Source organism: Streptomyces sp. NBC_01520 (assembly GCF_045040375.1).
In the GTDB taxonomy this organism is placed as follows: domain Bacteria; phylum Actinomycetota; class Actinomycetes; order Streptomycetales; family Streptomycetaceae; genus Streptomyces.
This window is the reverse complement of record NZ_CP109404.1, coordinates 1,102,588-1,118,962: the sequence shown is the minus strand read 5'-3', so window position 1 is coordinate 1,118,962 and position 16,375 is coordinate 1,102,588. Positions and strand designations below refer to the sequence as shown.

Genomic DNA, 16,375 nt, shown 5'->3' with positions numbered 1-16,375 from the left:
GCGCCGCCCGTGACGTACGCGGTCGCGGCGCCGTCGGGTGTGACATGCGCCCGTGCCCCCGTGGGCCGTTGACACCGGGTGCCAGGGCTTCTAGCGTCTCGTCTGCTGAAGGTACTAAGCGGTTGCTCAGTTATCGGGAACTTCCTGACGTCCGCTGAGCCGCGATCCAAGGGCGAGGAGAACCAAGCATGTCCACCACCGAGCAGCGCGTCGCCATCGTGACGGGAGCGGCACGGGGCATCGGCGCCGCCACCGCCGTACGCCTGGCGGCCGAGGGCCGCGCCGTCGCCGTACTCGACCTCGACGAGGCGGCGTGCAAGGACACGGTCGAGAAGATCACCGCCGCGGGAGGCACCGCCCTCGCCGTCGGCTGCGATGTGTCGGACAGCGCCCAGGTGGAAGCCGCCGTCGCGCGCGTCGCCGCCGAGCTCGGTGCCCCGACGATCCTCGTCAACAACGCGGGCGTGCTCCGCGACAACCTGCTCTTCAAGATGAGCGAGTCCGACTGGGACCTCGTGATGAACGTCCACCTCAAGGGCGCGTTCCTGATGGCGAAGGCCGTCCAGGCGCACATGGTGGAGGCCAAGTTCGGCCGTATCGTCTCGCTGTCCTCCTCGTCGGCGCTGGGCAACCGCGGCCAGGCCAACTACTCCGCGGTCAAGGCCGGTCTGCAGGGCTTCACCAAGACGCTGGCCAAGGAACTCGGCAAGTTCGGCGTGACCGCCAACGCCGTCGCCCCGGGCTTCATCGTCACCGAGATGACCGCCCAGACCGCGGCCCGCGTCGGGATGGGCTTCGAGGAGTTCCAGGCCGCCGCCGCCACCCAGATCCCCGTGCAGCGAGTGGGCCGGCCCGAGGACATCGCCAACGCCATCGCCTTCTTCACGGGCGACGACGCGGGCTTCGTCTCCGGTCAGGTCATGTACGTCGCCGGCGGACCGCTCAACTGATCCCGGAAGGGCAAGGGACATCATGACTGTGCAGGACAGTGGCAAGGTCGCGCTCATCACGGGTGCGAGCCGGGGCATCGGTTACGGCATCGCCGAGGCGCTCGTGGCCCGGGGGGACCGGGTCGTCATCACCGGACGCGGCGAGGACGCCCTCAAGGAGGCCGTCGAGAGGCTCGGCGCCGACCGGGCGATCGGTGTCGCGGGCAAGGCGCACGACGAGGCGCATCAGGCGACGGCCGTCGAGCGTGCCATGGAGACGTTCGGCCGGGTCGACTTCCTGATCAACAACGCCGGCACGAATCCGGTCTTCGGGCCGATGGCCGAGCTGGATCTCAACGTCGCCCGCAAGGTCTACGAGACCAATGTGATCTCGGCGCTCGGCTTCGCCCAGCAGACCTGGAAGGCCTGGCAGAAGGAGAACGGCGGTGCGATCGTGAACATCGCGTCCGTCGCGGGGGTCTCCGCGTCACCGTTCATCGGCGCCTACGGCATGAGCAAGGCGGCCATGGTCAACCTGACCCTCCAGCTGGCGCACGAGTTCGCGCCCGTGGTCCGGGTCAACGCCATCGCTCCCGCCGTGGTGAAGACGAAGTTCGCAGAAGCACTGTACGAGGGCCGTGAGGCCGAGGCTGCCGCGGCCTATCCGCTCGGCCGGCTCGGAGTTCCCGAGGACATCGGCGGTGCGGCGGCGTTTCTCACCTCCGCGCAGTCGGATTGGATCACGGGGCAGACTCTCGTGGTCGACGGCGGTATTTTCCTGAATGCCGGTGTGGCCTGAACCGGTTTGACCTGATTGAGGCAAGTGCCCTGCCGGGCCAGCGGATTGACCCGGCGGGGCGCTGCGGTATGGTCTGCCGACCCATGGCTGATCGAGGAGCGTGCACGTGTTCTACCGGGCCAGTCTGCAGGCTGCTGCAGCCCTTGCTTCCCTTTCTTTGCTGGCCGGCTGCGGACTGCTGTCCGACGATGACTCGGAAACGAACCAGCAGATAGTGGTCGGGACGACGAGCTCTCCCACGACACTCGATCCCGCTGCGGCCTACGACAGCTCCTGGGAGCTGTTGAGGAACGTTTTCCAGACGCTGGTGAGCTTTCCGACCGGCAGTACGAGCCCCGAGCCCGACGCGGCCAAGTCGTGCCTGTTCACCGATGCCACGAGCATGGCCTACCGGTGCACCCTCCGTGACGGCCTGAAGTTCTCCAACGGCGAGAAGATCGACGCCGAGGTCGTGAAGTACTCGATCGACCGCATCCTGAAGATCAAGGTCAAGGGCGGTCCGGCCAGCCTCCTCGGATCCCTCGACCGGGTGGAGACGAAGGGCGACGACACGGTCGTCTTCCACCTCAGCAAGGCGGACGCCACCTTCCCGTTCATCCTGGCGACCCCTGCGATGTCGCTCGTCCCGCCCAGTGAGTACCCCACGGACAGCATCCGCGACGACGGCAAGATCACCGGCTCCGGACCGTACGTCCTGAAGTCCTTCAAGGCGGGGAAGAAGGCCGAGCTGGCCAAGAACCCCGACTACAAGGGATTCGCCAACCGGAAGAACGACGCGGTCACGATCCGCTACTTCGAAGGCTCCGCCCCGATGGTGGAGGCGCTGAAGAAGAAGAAGATCGACGCCACCTACCGGGGTCTGACCGCCGAGGAGGTCGTCAGCCTCGAGGACAACAAGGCCGACAACGAGGGCCTGCAGATCACCGAGACGGTCGGCGCCGACATCCGCTTCCTGGTCTTCAACCCCAAGGACCCGGCTTCCGGCAAGCTCGCCGTCCGGCAGGCCATCGCCCAGCTGGTGAACCGCGACGCGCTCGTCGCCAAGGTCTACCAGGGCACCGCGGAGCCCCTGTACTCCATGGTTCCCAAGGGCATCGCCGGCCACACCACGAGCTTCTTCGACACCTTCGGCGAACCCGACAAGGGCAAGGCCAGGGCGATCCTCGGCGAGGCGGGGATCAACGAGCCGGTCGAGATGACCCTCTGGTTCACCACGGACCGCTACGGATCCTCCACCGCTCCCGAGTTCGCGGAGCTGAAGCGCCAGCTCGAAGCGTCCGGCCTGTTCAAGATCACGCTGAAGAGCGCGCCGTGGAAGACCTTCCAGGAAGGCTTCACCAAGGGCGAGTACCCGGCCTTCGGGCGCGGCTGGTTCCCGGACTTCCCGGACCCGGACAACTTCATCGCCCCCTTCGTGGGCGAGCAGAGCGTCACCGGCACGCCCTACGCGGCGAAGGAGATCACCGAGGAACTGCTCCCCAGCTCCCGCCGGGAGAGCGACCGCGGAGCCGTCTCCAAGCAGTTCAAGCGCGCCCAGGAGGTCCTCGTCGAGGACGTACGGCTGCTGCCGCTGTGGCAGGGCAAGCTGTATGTGGCGGCGGGGGAGGACATCGGCGGCAGCGAGCGCGCCCTGGACCCGCAGACGGTCATGCAGATGTGGGAGCTGTACCGCAAGACCAGCTGGTAGGAAGGGCTCGGCGGGTCGGTTGTCAGTGGCCCCCGGTAGGTTCTGTGGTCAAGAACCAATTGCTTACCGGAGGTTGTGGACGTGACCGACACCGACCTGCTGCCCGAGTCCTGGCGCGGCGTCCTCGGCGAAGAGCTGCAGAAGCCCTACTTCAAGGAGCTCACCGACTTCGTCGAGAAGGAGCGGGCCGACGGGCCGGTGTACCCGCCGCGTGGGCAGGTGTTCGCCGCGCTGGACGCCACGCCGTACGACCGGGTGAAGGTGCTCATCCTCGGCCAGGACCCGTACCACGGCGAGGGGCAGGGCCACGGGCTCTGCTTCTCGGTCCGGCCGGGGGTCAGGACGCCCCCCTCGCTGCGCAACATCTACAAGGAGATGAACGACGAGCTCGGCCTGCCGGTTCCGGACAACGGGTATCTGATGCCGTGGGCCGAGCAGGGCGTCCTTCTGCTCAACGCCGTGCTGACGGTCCGGGGCGGCGAGGCGAATTCGCACAAGTCCAAGGGCTGGGAGAAGGTCACCGACGCGGTGATCCGCGCGGTGGCCGACCGGCCCGACCCGGCGGTCTTCGTGCTCTGGGGCAACTACGCGCAGAAGAAGATCCCGCTGATCGACCCGGAGCGTCACGTCATCGTGAAGGGCGCGCACCCCTCGCCGCTCTCCGCGAAGAAGTGGTTCGGCTCCCGTCCCTTCACCCAGATCAACGCGGCCGTCGCCGCCCAGGGCCACGAGGCCATCGACTGGCGGATCCCGGACCTGGGCTGAGAGCGGCCCCGCCCGCCGGTCCCGGCCGGTGTGCCTTCCCCGGGCGGTGGGCGACCGGGCCGGTGCCCCCGTTCCGAGCGGCGGGCGACCGGGCCGGTGCATCCGGCCATCCGGCCCCGCGCCTGAGCGCGATTGCCAGCGGCTGCGGCTAGCGTCGGCTCGACGGGAACAGGCCGGACGGTGATCAGGAGACCTCTGTCGTGGAGCAGCAGGAAGCGTCGAAGGACGCTGTCGTGACCAGGATCGGCCAGGCGGTCATGCTGCTCCACGGTGGGGACAGGGAAGAGGCCCGCAATCGTTTCGGTGCCCTCTGGGCGGAGATCGGCGAGGACGGTGACGCCCTGCACCGCTGCACCCTCGCGCACTACATGGCCGATACCCAGGACGATCCCGGCGACGAACTCGCCTGGGACCTCCGGGCCTTGACAGCGGCGGAAGGGCTGACCGGCACAGCCGTGGCCGAACACCGGGACGCCTCCGCGGTGCGGTCCTTCTTCCCCTCCCTGCACCTCAATCTCGCGGCGGACTACCTGAAACTGCAGCGCTTCGGGGCCGCCCGGCTCCATCTCGACCGGGCGTGGGACACCGTCGGCGTCCTGGGGGACGACGGTTACGGCGGAGGGATCCGGGCCGCGATCGGACGGCTGGAGCAGCGGATGCGAGGGCACGGGGCGGGGGAGTGAGCCGGGGCGGCACTGTCCCGGTGACACCGGCCCGCCGCCCCGCCTGGTTCAGCGGCCGTACGTCGCGTCACAGATCCTGGACTGCGGGCTGCCCGCCGGCCAGCTCCCGTAACCCCGGCCCAGCGCGCAGACGTCCTTCCCGGTGACGGGCACGGAGGATCCCGGGGCGGCCGGCCGTGCGAGGCCCGGAATTCGAGGGGGCAGGCGCGGCGCCTGAGGGCGCGCGAGGTCCGCCGGCCCGCGCCGAGGCGGCGTGCTGGGCCCGTCCTTCCGGATGGCGGGAGCGGCGGTCGTGGACGCGGCGGGATCCGGCAGCTCCTCCAGGGAGTCGCGGCCCGGTGGCTGCACGATCTGTGGCGCCACGTCCTGCACGGGTCTGCTGGTGCCGGGACGCGGCGCCACGGTCTTCCGGGGCGGCTCCACCGAGACGCAGCCCGAGACCGCGGTGACGGCGATTCCCACCAGGAGCGTTGCTGTGATTCCGGTTCGATGCACCCGGCTCACTCTGCCGGGCCGATCCCGTCGCGGGACAGCCGCTGGGCCAGGATTGGCCCGCACGAGTGACGCCGGTGGCCGGCAGGCGCGGTATGTCCCCCCGGGCGCCGGGCGTCAGACGCCGCTCGCGTCGGGGCGTCGGGGCGTCAGGTGCCGGCAGCGCCGTCGATCCGCTCGCGTAAGAGGTCCGCGTGTTCGTTGCGCCGGGCGTACTCCTCGATCATGTGCGTGCAGATCCAGCGCAGGTTGAACGACTCGCCCCGCTCGCTCCGGCCGAGCGACAGGGCGTCCAGGCCGAACTTCGCGGCGTTGGCCCGGGCTGTCTCGATCTCCGCGAGCCAGACCGTCCGGGTCTCGTCCCAGGTGTCCGTATCCCTGAGATGGAACTCCCCGTCCGGGTCCTCGTCCGTGCCGTAGACCGACGGAAGATCCTCACCGGCCGGCACCTCGCGGAACCAGCTGCGCTTGTTCTCCGTATGAGGTGCCGCACGAGCCCGAGGGTGAGTTCCGACGGGGCCACGGACGCCTCACGCAGCCGGGTGTCGGTGAGGCCCGCACACTTCTGGGCCAGTGTCGTGCGGTGATAGCCCAGCCACCCCTCCAGCATCGGGCGCTCGGCGGCGTCGAGGGCGGGCTCGTGGCGTTCGTTCGTCGCCATGCCGGACATCGTCGCCCAGAGGCCCCCGGGAGGTCACTGCTCAGACGCTCCCGCCGCCGAGCATTCCGCGCAGCAGCTCGGCGCAGCCGGTGCGCAGCTCCTCCTCGGTCGGCACGGACCGGTGGTACGCCCCCGCGGCGCACGCGAACATCATTCCCTCCGACCAGGCCACCAACGACAGGGCGTGGCGCTCCGGCTCGGCGGATCCCGCGGCGGTCATCAGGGCCACCAGCGGTTCGCGGAACTGCCGGCCCGCCGCGTCGTAGTGGCCGCCTGGCACCCGCCGCGGCGCACGTATGCTGCCGGGGCCGAGGACGGGCACAGGACGCGGCCGTGAAACGGCCGCGGTGAGGGCGACAGGGAGAATTCCGTGAAGGTCGGTTGCATCGGGCTCGGCGACATCGCACAGAAGGCGTACCTGCCGGTGCTGACGACACTTCCCGGGGTCGAACTGCATCTGCAGACCCGCACGCCGGCCACGCTCGCGGCCGTCGCGCGGACCCACCGGATCCCCGACCGGCAGTGCCACACGGATCTCGGCTCGCTCCTCGCCCAGGGACTGGACGCCGCCTTCGTGCACGCGCCCACGTCCGCGCACCCGGAGATCGCCCGGCGGCTGCTCGAAGCGGGCGTCCCCACGTACATCGACAAGCCGCTCGCCTACGAGCTCGCCGAGTCCGAGCGGCTGGTGGCGCTCGCCGAGGAGCGCCGCGTCGGCCTCGCCGTCGGCTTCAACCGCCGCCTGGCCCCGTCCTACGCACAGTGCGCCGAGCACCCGCGTGAGCTGATCCTGATGCAGAAGAACCGGGTGGGGCTGCCCGAGGACCCGCGCACCCTGGTGCTCGACGACTTCATCCACGTCGTCGACACACTGCGCTTCCTGGTGCCGGGCCCGGTCTCCGACGTCGTCGTGCGGGCACGGATCGTGGACGGGCTCATGCACCACGTGGTGCTCCAGCTGTCCGGCGACGGATTCACCGCCATCGGCACCATGAACCGGCTCAACGGATCGACCGAGGAGATCCTGGAGGTATCCGGCCAGGACAGCAAACGCCAGGTGCTCAACCTCGCGGACGTCGTCGACCACAAGGGGCAGCCCACCCTGCGCCGGCGCGGTGACTGGGTGCCGGTCGCCCGTCAGCGCGGCATCGAACAGAGCGTGCTCTCCTTCCTGGACGCGGTGCGGGCCGGTCAGGTGCTCGGAGCCCAGGACGCGCTGGAGACCCACCGGCTCTGCGAGAGGGTGGTCAGGGACGCTCTGGAGCAGGCGTCCTGAGAGCGCGTACCCCCGCCGTGCAGAAGAAGACGGCCAGCACCGCCAGCGCCCCGTAACCGGGCCAGGCGCCCAGCCGGACGTAGAGCGTGGTGCCGTGGGCGAGCGGTACGTCGTACACGGCCGCCGTGCTCGCGTCCGTACCGAGCGGAGCGCCCACCCGTTCGCCCCGCGGGCCGTACACGGCGCTCACGCCCGTCAGGGTGGCGTGCACCATCGGCCGCCCGGTCTCGGCCGCCCGCAGCGCACCGAGCGAGGCGTGCTGCGCGGGCGCCCAGCTGTGCTGGAACGTCGAGGTGGAGGACTGGGCGACCAGCAGCTGTGCGCCGTCGGCGGCCAGTCGCCTGCTCATGTCGGGAAACGCGGACTCGAAGCACACCAGCGGCCCGATCCGCAGCCCGTCCCGCAGATCCATCACCACGGGGCCGCTGCCGCGCAGCCGGTCCTCACCCGCCGCCTTGCCCACCGACGTCGCCCAGCCGAGCACCGCACGCGCCGGGACGTATTCACCGAACGGCACCAGGCGCATCTTGTCGTAGCGGTCCCCGGTCGGCCCGTCCGGGCCCACCAGCACCGCGGACTTGTAGATCCCGGCACGGTCCGGATCGTCGGTCCGCCGGGCGTCCATGTTGACCAGCACCTCGGCCCCGGCCAGCCGGGAGAGCGCGGCGATCCGGTCCGCGGTCCCGGGGCTTCGCGTCAGGTCCACGGCCACACTGCTCTCGCCCCACACCACCAGGTCGACGTCACGGCCGACGAGGGAACGGGTCAGCTCCTCACTGCGGGCGAAACGGCGTTGGATGCTGCCCGGGCCGTCGACGACGCCCGGCTGTACGACGGCGATCCGGGTGGTGCCCGAGATCTCCGGCTGCGGCGCCCACGCCCATACGGCGGTCACGCCCAAGGCGCACACCACCAGACACGCGGCGGCTGCGGTGCGGGCCGACGGTACGACCAGGAGCAGCGCGACCGCGGTGTTCACCGCCACCACGAGCAGGCTGACCAGCCACACGCCCCCCACCGAAGCGGTCCGCAGCGCGGGTGCGAACTCCCACTGACTGGCGCCGAGCAGCCCCCAGGGGCCCCCGAGCCCCTCCCAGGAGCGGACCAGCTCGATCATCAGCCACCCGGAGGGCAGGACCACGACGGCGGCCACGGCACCCCGTACCGACGGTGATCCGCCGAGCAGCCGGGACACCAGCAGACCCCAGGGAGCCCACAACAGGCCGAGCAGGGCCGCAAGCACCACGAGGAACACATGCAGGCTCGGCATCAGCCAGTGGTGCACGGCGAGCATGAATCCCATGCCGCCGAGCCAGCCGTCGAGGGCCGCGCGCCGCCCGGTGCCGGCCGACCGGATCAGCAGCAGCCACGGTACGAGGACGACCGGGGCGAGCCACCAGAGCGACGGGGCGGGGAACGTCAGGGCGGGCAGTGCGCCCGCGCACAGGGCCGCGGCGCCGCGCCACAGGGGGGCGCGCAGCAGGCCCGTGCGCGCGCCGGCACCGCCGGCCTGGCCGCCGTTCGGTGGTCCGCCGTCCGACGGTCCGTCGCCGGCCGCGTTGCCCGGAGTCCGATCCGCCGGAAGCCGCCCGCCGCCCATCGGCATGCCGTGTCCTCCTCGCCGGTTCCCCCGCTCGGTCCCAGTGTGCGGCAGAAGATCGGCAACGCACAGGGGGCGTGCCGCGAGGCGCGCCCCTTGCGCCGGTCAGCCGCCCGACGGCGTGCCCGGCACGCACCGCCACTTCTCGTGCGCCTCGACCGTACGGATCAGCCAGCCCGGCTCCGTACGCAGCACGCCGAAGGTGTACCGGCCGCCGGAGAAGAAGACCGGGGTCGTTCCCTCCTGGCCCATCGGGTTCAGGTAGTCGGCCCGTACCTGCGCATGGTCACCGGGGTAGCCGCCCAGGTCCTGGAGGTCGATCCGGCGGTTGACGATCAGGTGCTGGCGGACCGGGAAGGGCCGCAACGTCTCCGCGAGCCACTGCGCGGCCCCGGCCGCCGGACCCTCGGACCCGCCCGCACCGCGGTAGTCCGCACGGCCGTCCGCGGTGAACAGGGCGCCGTAGTCCTCCCAGGCGCCGTCGTCCACCGCCACGGCGTAGCCGGTGATCACCGCATCGATCGAGAGCCGGTCCATTACCGTCGCGAGAGCCACGCGCTGTGTCATGGTGCAAGTCTCTGCCCGCGGGTCCGGAAGTCCAAGGGGCCTGCACGGTCCGAGGGGCCTGCACGGTCCGAGGGGCTCGCACAGCTCACGGGGCTCGCACGGTGCGAGGGCTCAGCGGCCCCGCAGCGTTCAACAGGGCACGACGGCCACCGGGCCGAGGGCGTGCGTCACCGTCGTCTGCGCGACGGGGGAGAGCCCGAGCCCCAGGGACTCGCCGCCCCTGCGCCGCCCGACCACGGTCAGCGCTGCGGTGGCCGACGCCGTGACCAGGGTGCGGGACGCCGAGCCGCTGACCGGTTCGCGTACGACGTCCACCAGCGGGTACTTCTCCAGCAGGCCAGCCGTCAGCTCGGCGAGGGTGCGCTCCGCAGCCCCCGCCGCCGCCTCCCGGTCGAAGACCGGCCCGCCGGACAGTATCGAGGAGAACATCGTCCAGCCGTGCACGAGTCGCAGCCGTGCGCCCGGCCGGGACGCGGCGGCGGCGAAGGCGAAGTCCAGCACCGCCTCGCTGCTCTCGTCGGCGGCCACCCCCGCGACGACGTCCGGGAAGGTCTGCGCCGCTTCAGCCTCGTCCTCGTCGGTCCGCCCGCTGTGGACGACGACGACCGGGCACCGGGCCATCGACGCCGTGGCGAGGCTGTTCGAGCCGATCATGAGCGACCGGAAGCCGCCCAGGCCGCGCGAGCCGACGACCACCATCGACGCGTCACGGCTGAGCGAGGTCAGCGCCGCCGAGGGGAAGTCCAGCGGGGCCAGCGTCGAGGTGGCCAGCCCGGGAGCCGACGTGGAGGTCCGCAGCACCGCCCGGTCGAGCAGTTCCTCGGACTCCCGCAGCCCGCTCTCCTCGTCCGTACGCCGGGTGAGCGGCCTGACATGGACGATCAGCAACGGCAGCCCGCGGCGCACGGCCTCCTGAGCGGCCCAGTCGAGCGCCTCCCAGCTGTGGGAGGAACCGTCGACCGCGGCGATCACGGGAAGGTCGTTGGCGGTCATGACTACCTCCTGGGCGCGCCGGCGGGCGCAGTCGATTCCGGGGGCCGTCCGCGAGGGCTTCTGCAAGGCCCTGCGGGGACCCGCTCCTCACGGTACGTCCGGCGGGTGGGCGCCCTCAGCCCGGGGCCTCACGTACGGGCACGCCCGACTGTGCACGGGACGTAACCACGCTTGATCGTCCGGTGTGACACCCGGGAAACGGACGTTTCGTACCGTCGTAGGACCAGCGTCCCCCATGAGAGGCCGTCCATGACCGCGCCGAACCCGCAGCCGGACACCCCCACCCAGGTGCGGACCGTCTGCTCGTACTGCGGTGTCGGCTGCGGGATCGTCCTCGACCTCGGCATGGGACCCGACGGGCGGCGTACCGTCCTGAGGGCCTCCGGCGACAAGGCGCACCCCGCGAACAGGGGACGGCTCTGCACCAAGGGGGCGACGAGCGCGGAGATGCTCGCGGCGCCCGGACGGCTTTCCACGGCGCTGGTGCGGGCGGACCGCAGCGAGGAACCGGCTCCGCTGGGCATGGACGCCGCCGTCAAGGAGACCGCGCGGCGGCTGCGCGCGATCGTCGACGAGCACGGACCGGACGCGCTCGCGCTCTACGTCTCCGGGCAGATGACGCTGGAGGCGCAGTACCTGGCCAACAAACTGGCCAAGGGCTTCGTCCGCACCAGCTGGATCGAGTCCAACTCCCGGCTCTGCATGGCCAGCGCGGGCAGCGGCTACAAACTCTCCCTCGGCGCGGACGGCCCGCCCGGCTCCTACCAGGACTTCGAGCACGCCGACACGTTCCTCGTCATCGGCGCGAACATGGCGGACTGCCACCCCATCCTCTTCCTCCGCCTCATGGAGCGGGTGAAGGCCGGTGCGAAACTCATCGTGGTCGACCCCCGGCGCAATTCCACCGCCGACAAGGCAGACCTGTTCCTGCAGATACGCCCGGGTACGGATCTGGCGCTGCTCAACGGCCTCATGCACCTCCTCGTCGAGAACGGCCACACCGACCCGGAGTTCATCGCCCAGCACACCGAGGGCTGGGAGGAGATGCCGGACTTCCTGCGGGACTACACCCCGGCGGCGGTCGCGGAGACCACCGGCATCCCGGAGGCGGACATCCGCCGGGCCGCCCGCTGGATCGGCGAGGCCGGCGACTGGATGAGCTGCTGGACCATGGGCCTCAACCAGAGCACCCACGGCACCTGGAACACCAATGCCCTGATCAATCTGCACCTGGCGACCGGCGCCCTCTGCCGCCCCGGCAGCGGGCCCTTCTCGCTCACCGGCCAGCCCAACGCCATGGGCGGCCGCGAGATGGGATACATGGGACCGGGCCTGCCCGGGCAGCGCAGCCTCCTGGCCGACGACGAACGCGCCTTCGTCGAGGACCTGTGGGACATCGCCCCCGGGACCCTGCGCACAGACACGGCGGGCACCGGAACGGTCGACATGTTCCGGCGGATGGCGGACGGCGAGATCAAGGCATGCTGGATCATCTGCACCAACCCCGTCGCGTCCGTGGCCAACCGCAGGACCGTCATCGAAGGGCTCGAAGCAGCGGAATTCGTCGTCACCCAGGACGTGTTCGCCGACACCGAGACCAATGCCTACGCCGACGTCGCCCTGCCCGCCGCACTGTGGGCGGAGGCCGAGGGCATCATGATCAACTCCGAGCGCAACCTCACACTCGGCCGTCCGGCCGTCGAACCGCCGGGGGAGGCCTGGCCGGACTGGCGGATCATCGCGCGGATCGCCTGCGAGATGGGGTACGAGGACGCCTTCGGCTACAGCAGCGCCGAGGAGATATTCGAGGAGCTCAAGCAGGCCCACAACCCGAGGACCGGGTACGACCTTCGCGGTGTCACGTACGCACGGCTGCGCCGAACCCCCGTCCAGTGGCCGAGCGCCACCACGGACGGCCCTGACCGCAACCCCGTCCGCTACCTCAACGACGGGGTCAGCCAGACCCTGACCGTACGCCCCGACGGAACCGTGCCCCGGCTGGCCTTCCCCACGGCGAGCGGCCGGGCGGTGTTCTTCGCCCGCCCGCACCTGCCCCCGGCCGAGATGCCCGACGACGACTTCCCGTACGTGCTCAACACCGGCCGTCTGCAGCACCAGTGGCACACCCTGACGAAGACCGGGAAGGTCGCCAAGCTCAACAAGCTGAACCCGGGCCCCTTCGTGGAGATCAACCCCCAGGACGCCCGGGCACTCGGCATCGGGGAGGGCGATTCGGTCGAGGTCGCCTCACGGCGCGGCCGGGCCGTTCTGCCGGCCGTCGTGACCGACCGGGTACGGTCCGGGGACTGCTTCGCGCCATTCCACTGGAACGACCTGTTCGGCGAGTACCTCAGCGTCAACGCGGTGACCAACGACGCGGTCGACCCGCTTTCCTTCCAGCCCGAGTTCAAGGTGTGCGCCGTGACGCTGGCGAAGGTGGCCGCCGTCGTCCCCACCGCTGCCGCTGTCCCTGTTGCCGTTCCTGCCCAGGCCGCCGGACCGGTTTCCGCGCTCGCCGGGGTGTTCGGGATCGCCGATGCCGCGCCTCCCGTACTGGCCGGCCACGAGCGCCGCTATCTGGCCGGATTCCTCGCGGGTCTCGGTTTGCGGCCGGCCGGTACGCCGGTGCTGCCGGCGCACGCGCCGTTCGAGCCGGAGCACGCCCTGTGGGTCAACGGAGTGCTGGCGGGGATGTTCTCCCGGCTGCCCGGCGACGAGCCCGGGAGCGGGGAGCACACTCTGCCCGCGCAGGACGCTCCCGCAGGCCGGCAGATCGTGGTCCTGTGGGCCTCACAGACCGGGAACGCCGAGGAGGTCGCGGCGGCGGCGGCGCGGCGGCTGACCGACGAGGGGCGGACGGCGACGCTCCTCGGGATGGACGACAGCCCGTTGGAGAGCCTGCCGCGGCCCGCCGATCTGCTGGTCGTCACCAGCACCTTCGGTGACGGCGACGCCCCGGACAACGGATCCGGTTTCTGGGAGTCCCTCAACGCGCCCGACACCCCGCGCCTGGAGGGTGTGCGCTACGCCGTGCTCGCACTCGGGGACTCCTCGTACGACGACTTCTGCGGGCACGGCAGACGGCTCGACGAGCGGTTCGACGAGCTGGGGGCCGTGCGGCTCCTCCCGCGCGCCGACTGCGAACCGGACTACGAGGAGCCGGCGGGGCAGTGGCTCGACCAGGTGTTCGCCGCCCTGGGCACCCCGACGGAGCCCGTCCCGGCCACCACCGGCCCCGCGCCCGCCCCCGCTCCGAGGGCTGCTGCCACGGTCGCCCCCGCTCCGGCCCGCCCTTCCAAAGCCGCGCCCGTGCTCGCCCGTCTCACCGGCAACAGGCTGCTCAGCCTCCCCGGCGCGACGAAGGAAGTGCGCCGGTTCACCTTCGACACCCAGGACAGCCCCGCGCCCCTCGTGTACGAGGCGGGCGACGCGCTCGGTGTCGTACCGGTCAACTGCCCCGACCTCGTGGCGGAATGGCTCGCCGTCACGGGCCTCGACGCCTCGGACCCGGTCGACCTCTCCGGCCTCGGTCCCGTACCGCTCGGCGAGGCGCTCCACCGCCACCTCGACATCGCGCAGGTCACCCCCGACCTCCTGCGCCTGGTCGGCGACCGTACCCACGACCGCACCCTCAAGAAGCTGCTGCGCCCGGACAACAAGGGCGAGCTCGCCCAGTGGACCTACGGCCGGCAGGCCATCGACGTCATCGCCGAACACTCCGCCCGCGCCACCGCGGCCGAGTGGACCGAGGCGCTCAGGCGCCTGCGGCCACGCCTCTACTCCATATCCTCCAGCCCGCTGACCGACCCCCGGCTGGTCAGCCTCACCGTCTCCGTCGTCCGCTACGAGAACCGGCACGGCCACTCACGCAAGGGCGTGGCGTCCACCTTCCTCGCCGACGCGGAATCCGGCAGCCCCGTCCCCGTCTTCGTCCAGCGCGCCCCGCACTTCCGCCCGCCGGCCGACCCCGCCACCCCCATGGTGATGGTCGGCCCCGGCACCGGGGTCGCCCCCTTCGTCGGCTTCCTCGACGAGCGACGCGCCCTCGGGCACCGGGCCCCCAACTGGCTCTTCTTCGGCGAGCAGCGCCGGGCCACCGACTTCTACTACCGGGACGAACTCGACTCGCTGCGCGCCGAGGGCACCCTGACCAGGCTGGACACCGCCTTCTCCCGCGACCAGCGGGCGAAGATCTACGTCCAGGACCGGATGCGTGAACACGGCGCCCACCTGTGGTCCTGGCTCCAGGACGGCGCCCACTTCTACGTCTGCGGCGACGCCTCCCGGATGGCGAAGGACGTGGACCGCGCCCTTCGCGACATCGCCGTCGCCCACGGCGGACTGGCACAGGACGCGGCAGCCGCGTACGTCAAGCAGCTCGCCGCCGACAAGCGGTACGTGCGCGACGTGTACTGAGCGGCTCCCCCCGTGCGTCGGAGCGCCTGCGGGGTGCGCCGGGGCGGAGCCGGCCGTAGCGTGGACGGGCAGTCTCCGAGCGGTAATCCCCGAGCGAGTCCTCGGACGAACGGACGGCAGGTACCCGCGATGGCCGGTGAAGTGTCCTTCTTCGAGCTGGGCGCGGGCGACGCCGAGCAGGCGCGGACGTTCTACGGCGGGCTGTTCGGCTGGACCTTCGAGCCGGGGCCGGGCGGCGGGTTCGCGATCGGTACGCCCAATGTTCCCGGCGGGCTGCACGGCGGCGATCCGGGCTCGGGGCCCTACCTGTTCTTCTCCGTCGACGACCTTGAATCCGCCGTCGCACGCGTCCGTGAACTGGGCGGCACGGCCGACGACATCGACCTGGGGGACGACGAGGCCCCGGCCGCCCGGTTCGGACGCTTCCAGCTCTGCCACGACGACCAGGGCTCGCCCTTCGGGCTGCACCAGCCGCCGGACCGGAGCTCAGCCGCGGGGTGATCCCCACGGTCGGCCGCCATGGTGCGAGATGCGGAGACGTTTTCAACAGGTCGTCGGTCTTCACACGGAGTGCGGTCGCTAGACCTCCAACTCCGGTTTCCCGCACCGACGTCGGACGCACTTGTCCCGTACGCGCAGCCGATGCCGTGGAATGGGGTCGCCCAATATCCCGTGCCCTGGCGATTCTCGTGCACCTGACCTCAGCGGCGAACGCGCCGCGCCTCCGGCGGTCCGGGATCCGGGCGGCCGGCCACGGACAGGACAGCGCGCGGGGCGTCCACTGCTTCCCGGTCCTGCCGTCGTACACCCTCACCCACCAACGGCTGCGCGAGCTTGCCCGTTTCGGCAGCCGGGGCGGGCTTGTGGCAGTCCACGTGCGACCCGACGACGCCCAGGACGTGCTGGTCGGGCGCTGTACCGACCGGGCGCGGGATATCCGGGTCACCGTTTCTGCGGCGGAGGCGGTGCGGCGGATCGCGGCGCTGGAGGACCCGCGCGGGTGGGAGGTGTTCGTCCTCCGGGCGATCCGGCCGCGTGAAGTGCATCGGGTCCGCACCGCGCCGCAGGTGGCGGGCTTGCGGTACCTGGCGGACGCACACGGTGTGCGCCCCTGCACCTGTTTCGGATGTCAGGGTGCGCGGCGGGTACGGGGCGCGGCGCCTGCGCGAGCGGTTGCCGCACCCGCTGGACGGTCCGCCGCCCCCCCCGTCAAGGTGCTGCTCGCCCGAGTCGCAGCCGGTGACCCAGGGGACCCAGCCGCGCTGCGGGAGGCACTGCACTGGTTCGGAATGCGTCGGCGCGGCCCGCTCGCCCAGTTGACCCGCCTCGCCACCCACCCGACCCCGGGGTGCGGGAGGAGCTGGTGTGGGCGATCGCCCGTTGGTCCACCCCAGGGGGCACCGAACTGCTGCACGGCCCCGCCGACGACCCGCACCCGGACGTCCCGGAGACAGTGGAAGCGGCCCGCGATCCGCAATGACCACCGCCCCCTTGGAACAGAGCGTCT

General features: G+C 71.4%; 12 protein-coding genes and 3 pseudogenes. 9 read left to right on the top strand and 6 right to left on the bottom strand.

What is annotated here, in order from left to right; genetic code table 11:
- Positions 1 to 188 precede the first annotated feature (188 nt).
- From fabG to OG524_RS05145, 5 genes are all read left to right on the top strand, one after another.
- Entirely contained in the window at positions 189 to 950 is a 762-nt protein-coding gene (fabG, locus tag OG524_RS05165; RefSeq protein WP_405392123.1) for a 3-oxoacyl-ACP reductase FabG, read from the top strand.
- 22 nt (positions 951 to 972) lie between these two features.
- Positions 973 to 1,728: an SDR family oxidoreductase gene (locus OG524_RS05160; protein ID WP_405392124.1), complete on the top strand. Its 756-nt coding sequence runs from the start codon at positions 973 to 975 to the stop codon at positions 1,726 to 1,728.
- A gap of 106 nt (positions 1,729 to 1,834) precedes the next feature.
- Complete coding sequence (locus OG524_RS05155) at positions 1,835 to 3,415, top strand: ABC transporter substrate-binding protein (protein WP_405392125.1); 1,581 nt, start codon at positions 1,835 to 1,837, stop codon at positions 3,413 to 3,415.
- A gap of 81 nt (positions 3,416 to 3,496) precedes the next feature.
- Positions 3,497 to 4,180 carry a uracil-DNA glycosylase gene (locus OG524_RS05150; RefSeq protein WP_405392126.1) on the top strand — a complete coding sequence of 228 codons (684 nt, stop codon included), beginning with the start codon at positions 3,497 to 3,499 and terminating at the stop codon, positions 4,178 to 4,180.
- A 257-nt stretch (positions 4,181 to 4,437) separates the two neighbouring features.
- A complete protein-coding gene (locus tag OG524_RS05145; protein ID WP_405393314.1) occupies positions 4,438 to 4,863 on the top strand; it encodes a hypothetical protein in 426 nt (141 codons plus the stop codon).
- A gap of 48 nt (positions 4,864 to 4,911) precedes the next feature.
- Here the strand turns inward: OG524_RS05145 and OG524_RS05140 are convergent, their stop codons facing one another.
- The 3 genes and pseudogenes from OG524_RS05140 to OG524_RS05130 form a co-directional block, all read right to left on the bottom strand.
- The gene (locus OG524_RS05140) at positions 4,912 to 5,358 is read right to left on the bottom strand and encodes a hypothetical protein (protein WP_405809264.1); all 447 of its coding nucleotides are present in this window, start codon (positions 5,356 to 5,358) and stop codon (positions 4,912 to 4,914) included.
- A 146-nt stretch (positions 5,359 to 5,504) separates the two neighbouring features.
- Positions 5,505 to 6,016 (bottom strand): annotated as a pseudogene (locus tag OG524_RS05135) (DinB family protein).
- A gap of 40 nt (positions 6,017 to 6,056) precedes the next feature.
- A pseudogene (locus tag OG524_RS05130) lies at positions 6,057 to 6,281 on the bottom strand (TetR/AcrR family transcriptional regulator); the annotation flags it as partial.
- Positions 6,282 to 6,386: 105 nt separating this feature from the next.
- Here OG524_RS05130 and OG524_RS05125 point away from each other — a divergent pair.
- On the top strand, positions 6,387 to 7,292 hold the full coding sequence (locus OG524_RS05125) for a Gfo/Idh/MocA family protein (RefSeq protein ID WP_405392128.1): 906 nt from the start codon (positions 6,387 to 6,389) through the stop codon (positions 7,290 to 7,292).
- On the opposite strand, the gene lnt is transcribed toward OG524_RS05125, so the two are convergent.
- From lnt to OG524_RS05110, 3 genes are all read right to left on the bottom strand, one after another.
- Positions 7,264 to 8,898, bottom strand: coding sequence for an apolipoprotein N-acyltransferase (gene lnt / locus OG524_RS05120; RefSeq protein ID WP_405809262.1), 1,635 nt, complete (start codon positions 8,896 to 8,898; stop codon positions 7,264 to 7,266). The genes OG524_RS05125 and lnt overlap by 29 nt on opposite strands.
- A gap of 99 nt (positions 8,899 to 8,997) precedes the next feature.
- A complete protein-coding gene (locus OG524_RS05115) occupies positions 8,998 to 9,459 on the bottom strand; it encodes a nuclear transport factor 2 family protein (protein ID WP_405809260.1) in 462 nt (153 codons plus the stop codon).
- Positions 9,460 to 9,588: 129 nt separating this feature from the next.
- Entirely contained in the window at positions 9,589 to 10,452 is an 864-nt protein-coding gene (locus tag OG524_RS05110; protein ID WP_405809259.1) for a universal stress protein, read from the bottom strand.
- A gap of 249 nt (positions 10,453 to 10,701) precedes the next feature.
- Between OG524_RS05110 and OG524_RS05105 the strand changes: the two genes are divergently transcribed.
- The 3 genes and pseudogenes from OG524_RS05105 to OG524_RS05095 all read left to right on the top strand — a co-directional run bounded on the left by OG524_RS05105 (position 10,702) and on the right by OG524_RS05095 (position 16,348).
- Positions 10,702 to 14,868 (top strand): molybdopterin-dependent oxidoreductase, encoded by a 4,167-nt coding sequence (locus OG524_RS05105; RefSeq protein WP_405809257.1) that lies wholly within the window; start codon positions 10,702 to 10,704, stop codon positions 14,866 to 14,868.
- A 129-nt stretch (positions 14,869 to 14,997) separates the two neighbouring features.
- Positions 14,998 to 15,369 (top strand): VOC family protein, encoded by a 372-nt coding sequence (locus tag OG524_RS05100; RefSeq protein WP_405392133.1) that lies wholly within the window; start codon positions 14,998 to 15,000, stop codon positions 15,367 to 15,369.
- Positions 15,370 to 15,545: 176 nt separating this feature from the next.
- Positions 15,546 to 16,348: pseudogene (locus OG524_RS05095) on the top strand (HEAT repeat domain-containing protein).
- The last annotated feature ends 27 nt before the right edge of the window (positions 16,349 to 16,375 follow it).

Coding starts and splice junctions, on each gene's coding strand:
- fabG (WP_405392123.1), top strand. CDS start 189: ATGTCCACCACCGAGCAGCGCGTCGCCATCGTGACGGGAGCGGCACGG.
- OG524_RS05160 (WP_405392124.1), top strand. CDS start 973: ATGACTGTGCAGGACAGTGGCAAGGTCGCGCTCATCACGGGTGCGAGC.
- OG524_RS05145 (WP_405393314.1), top strand. CDS start 4,438: ATGCTGCTCCACGGTGGGGACAGGGAAGAGGCCCGCAATCGTTTCGGT.
- lnt (WP_405809262.1), bottom strand. CDS start 8,898: ATGCCGATGGGCGGCGGGCGGCTTCCGGCGGATCGGACTCCGGGCAAC.
- OG524_RS05115 (WP_405809260.1), bottom strand. CDS start 9,459: ATGACACAGCGCGTGGCTCTCGCGACGGTAATGGACCGGCTCTCGATC.
- OG524_RS05110 (WP_405809259.1), bottom strand. CDS start 10,452: ATGACCGCCAACGACCTTCCCGTGATCGCCGCGGTCGACGGTTCCTCC.
- OG524_RS05105 (WP_405809257.1), top strand. CDS start 10,702: ATGACCGCGCCGAACCCGCAGCCGGACACCCCCACCCAGGTGCGGACC.
- OG524_RS05100 (WP_405392133.1), top strand. CDS start 14,998: ATGGCCGGTGAAGTGTCCTTCTTCGAGCTGGGCGCGGGCGACGCCGAG.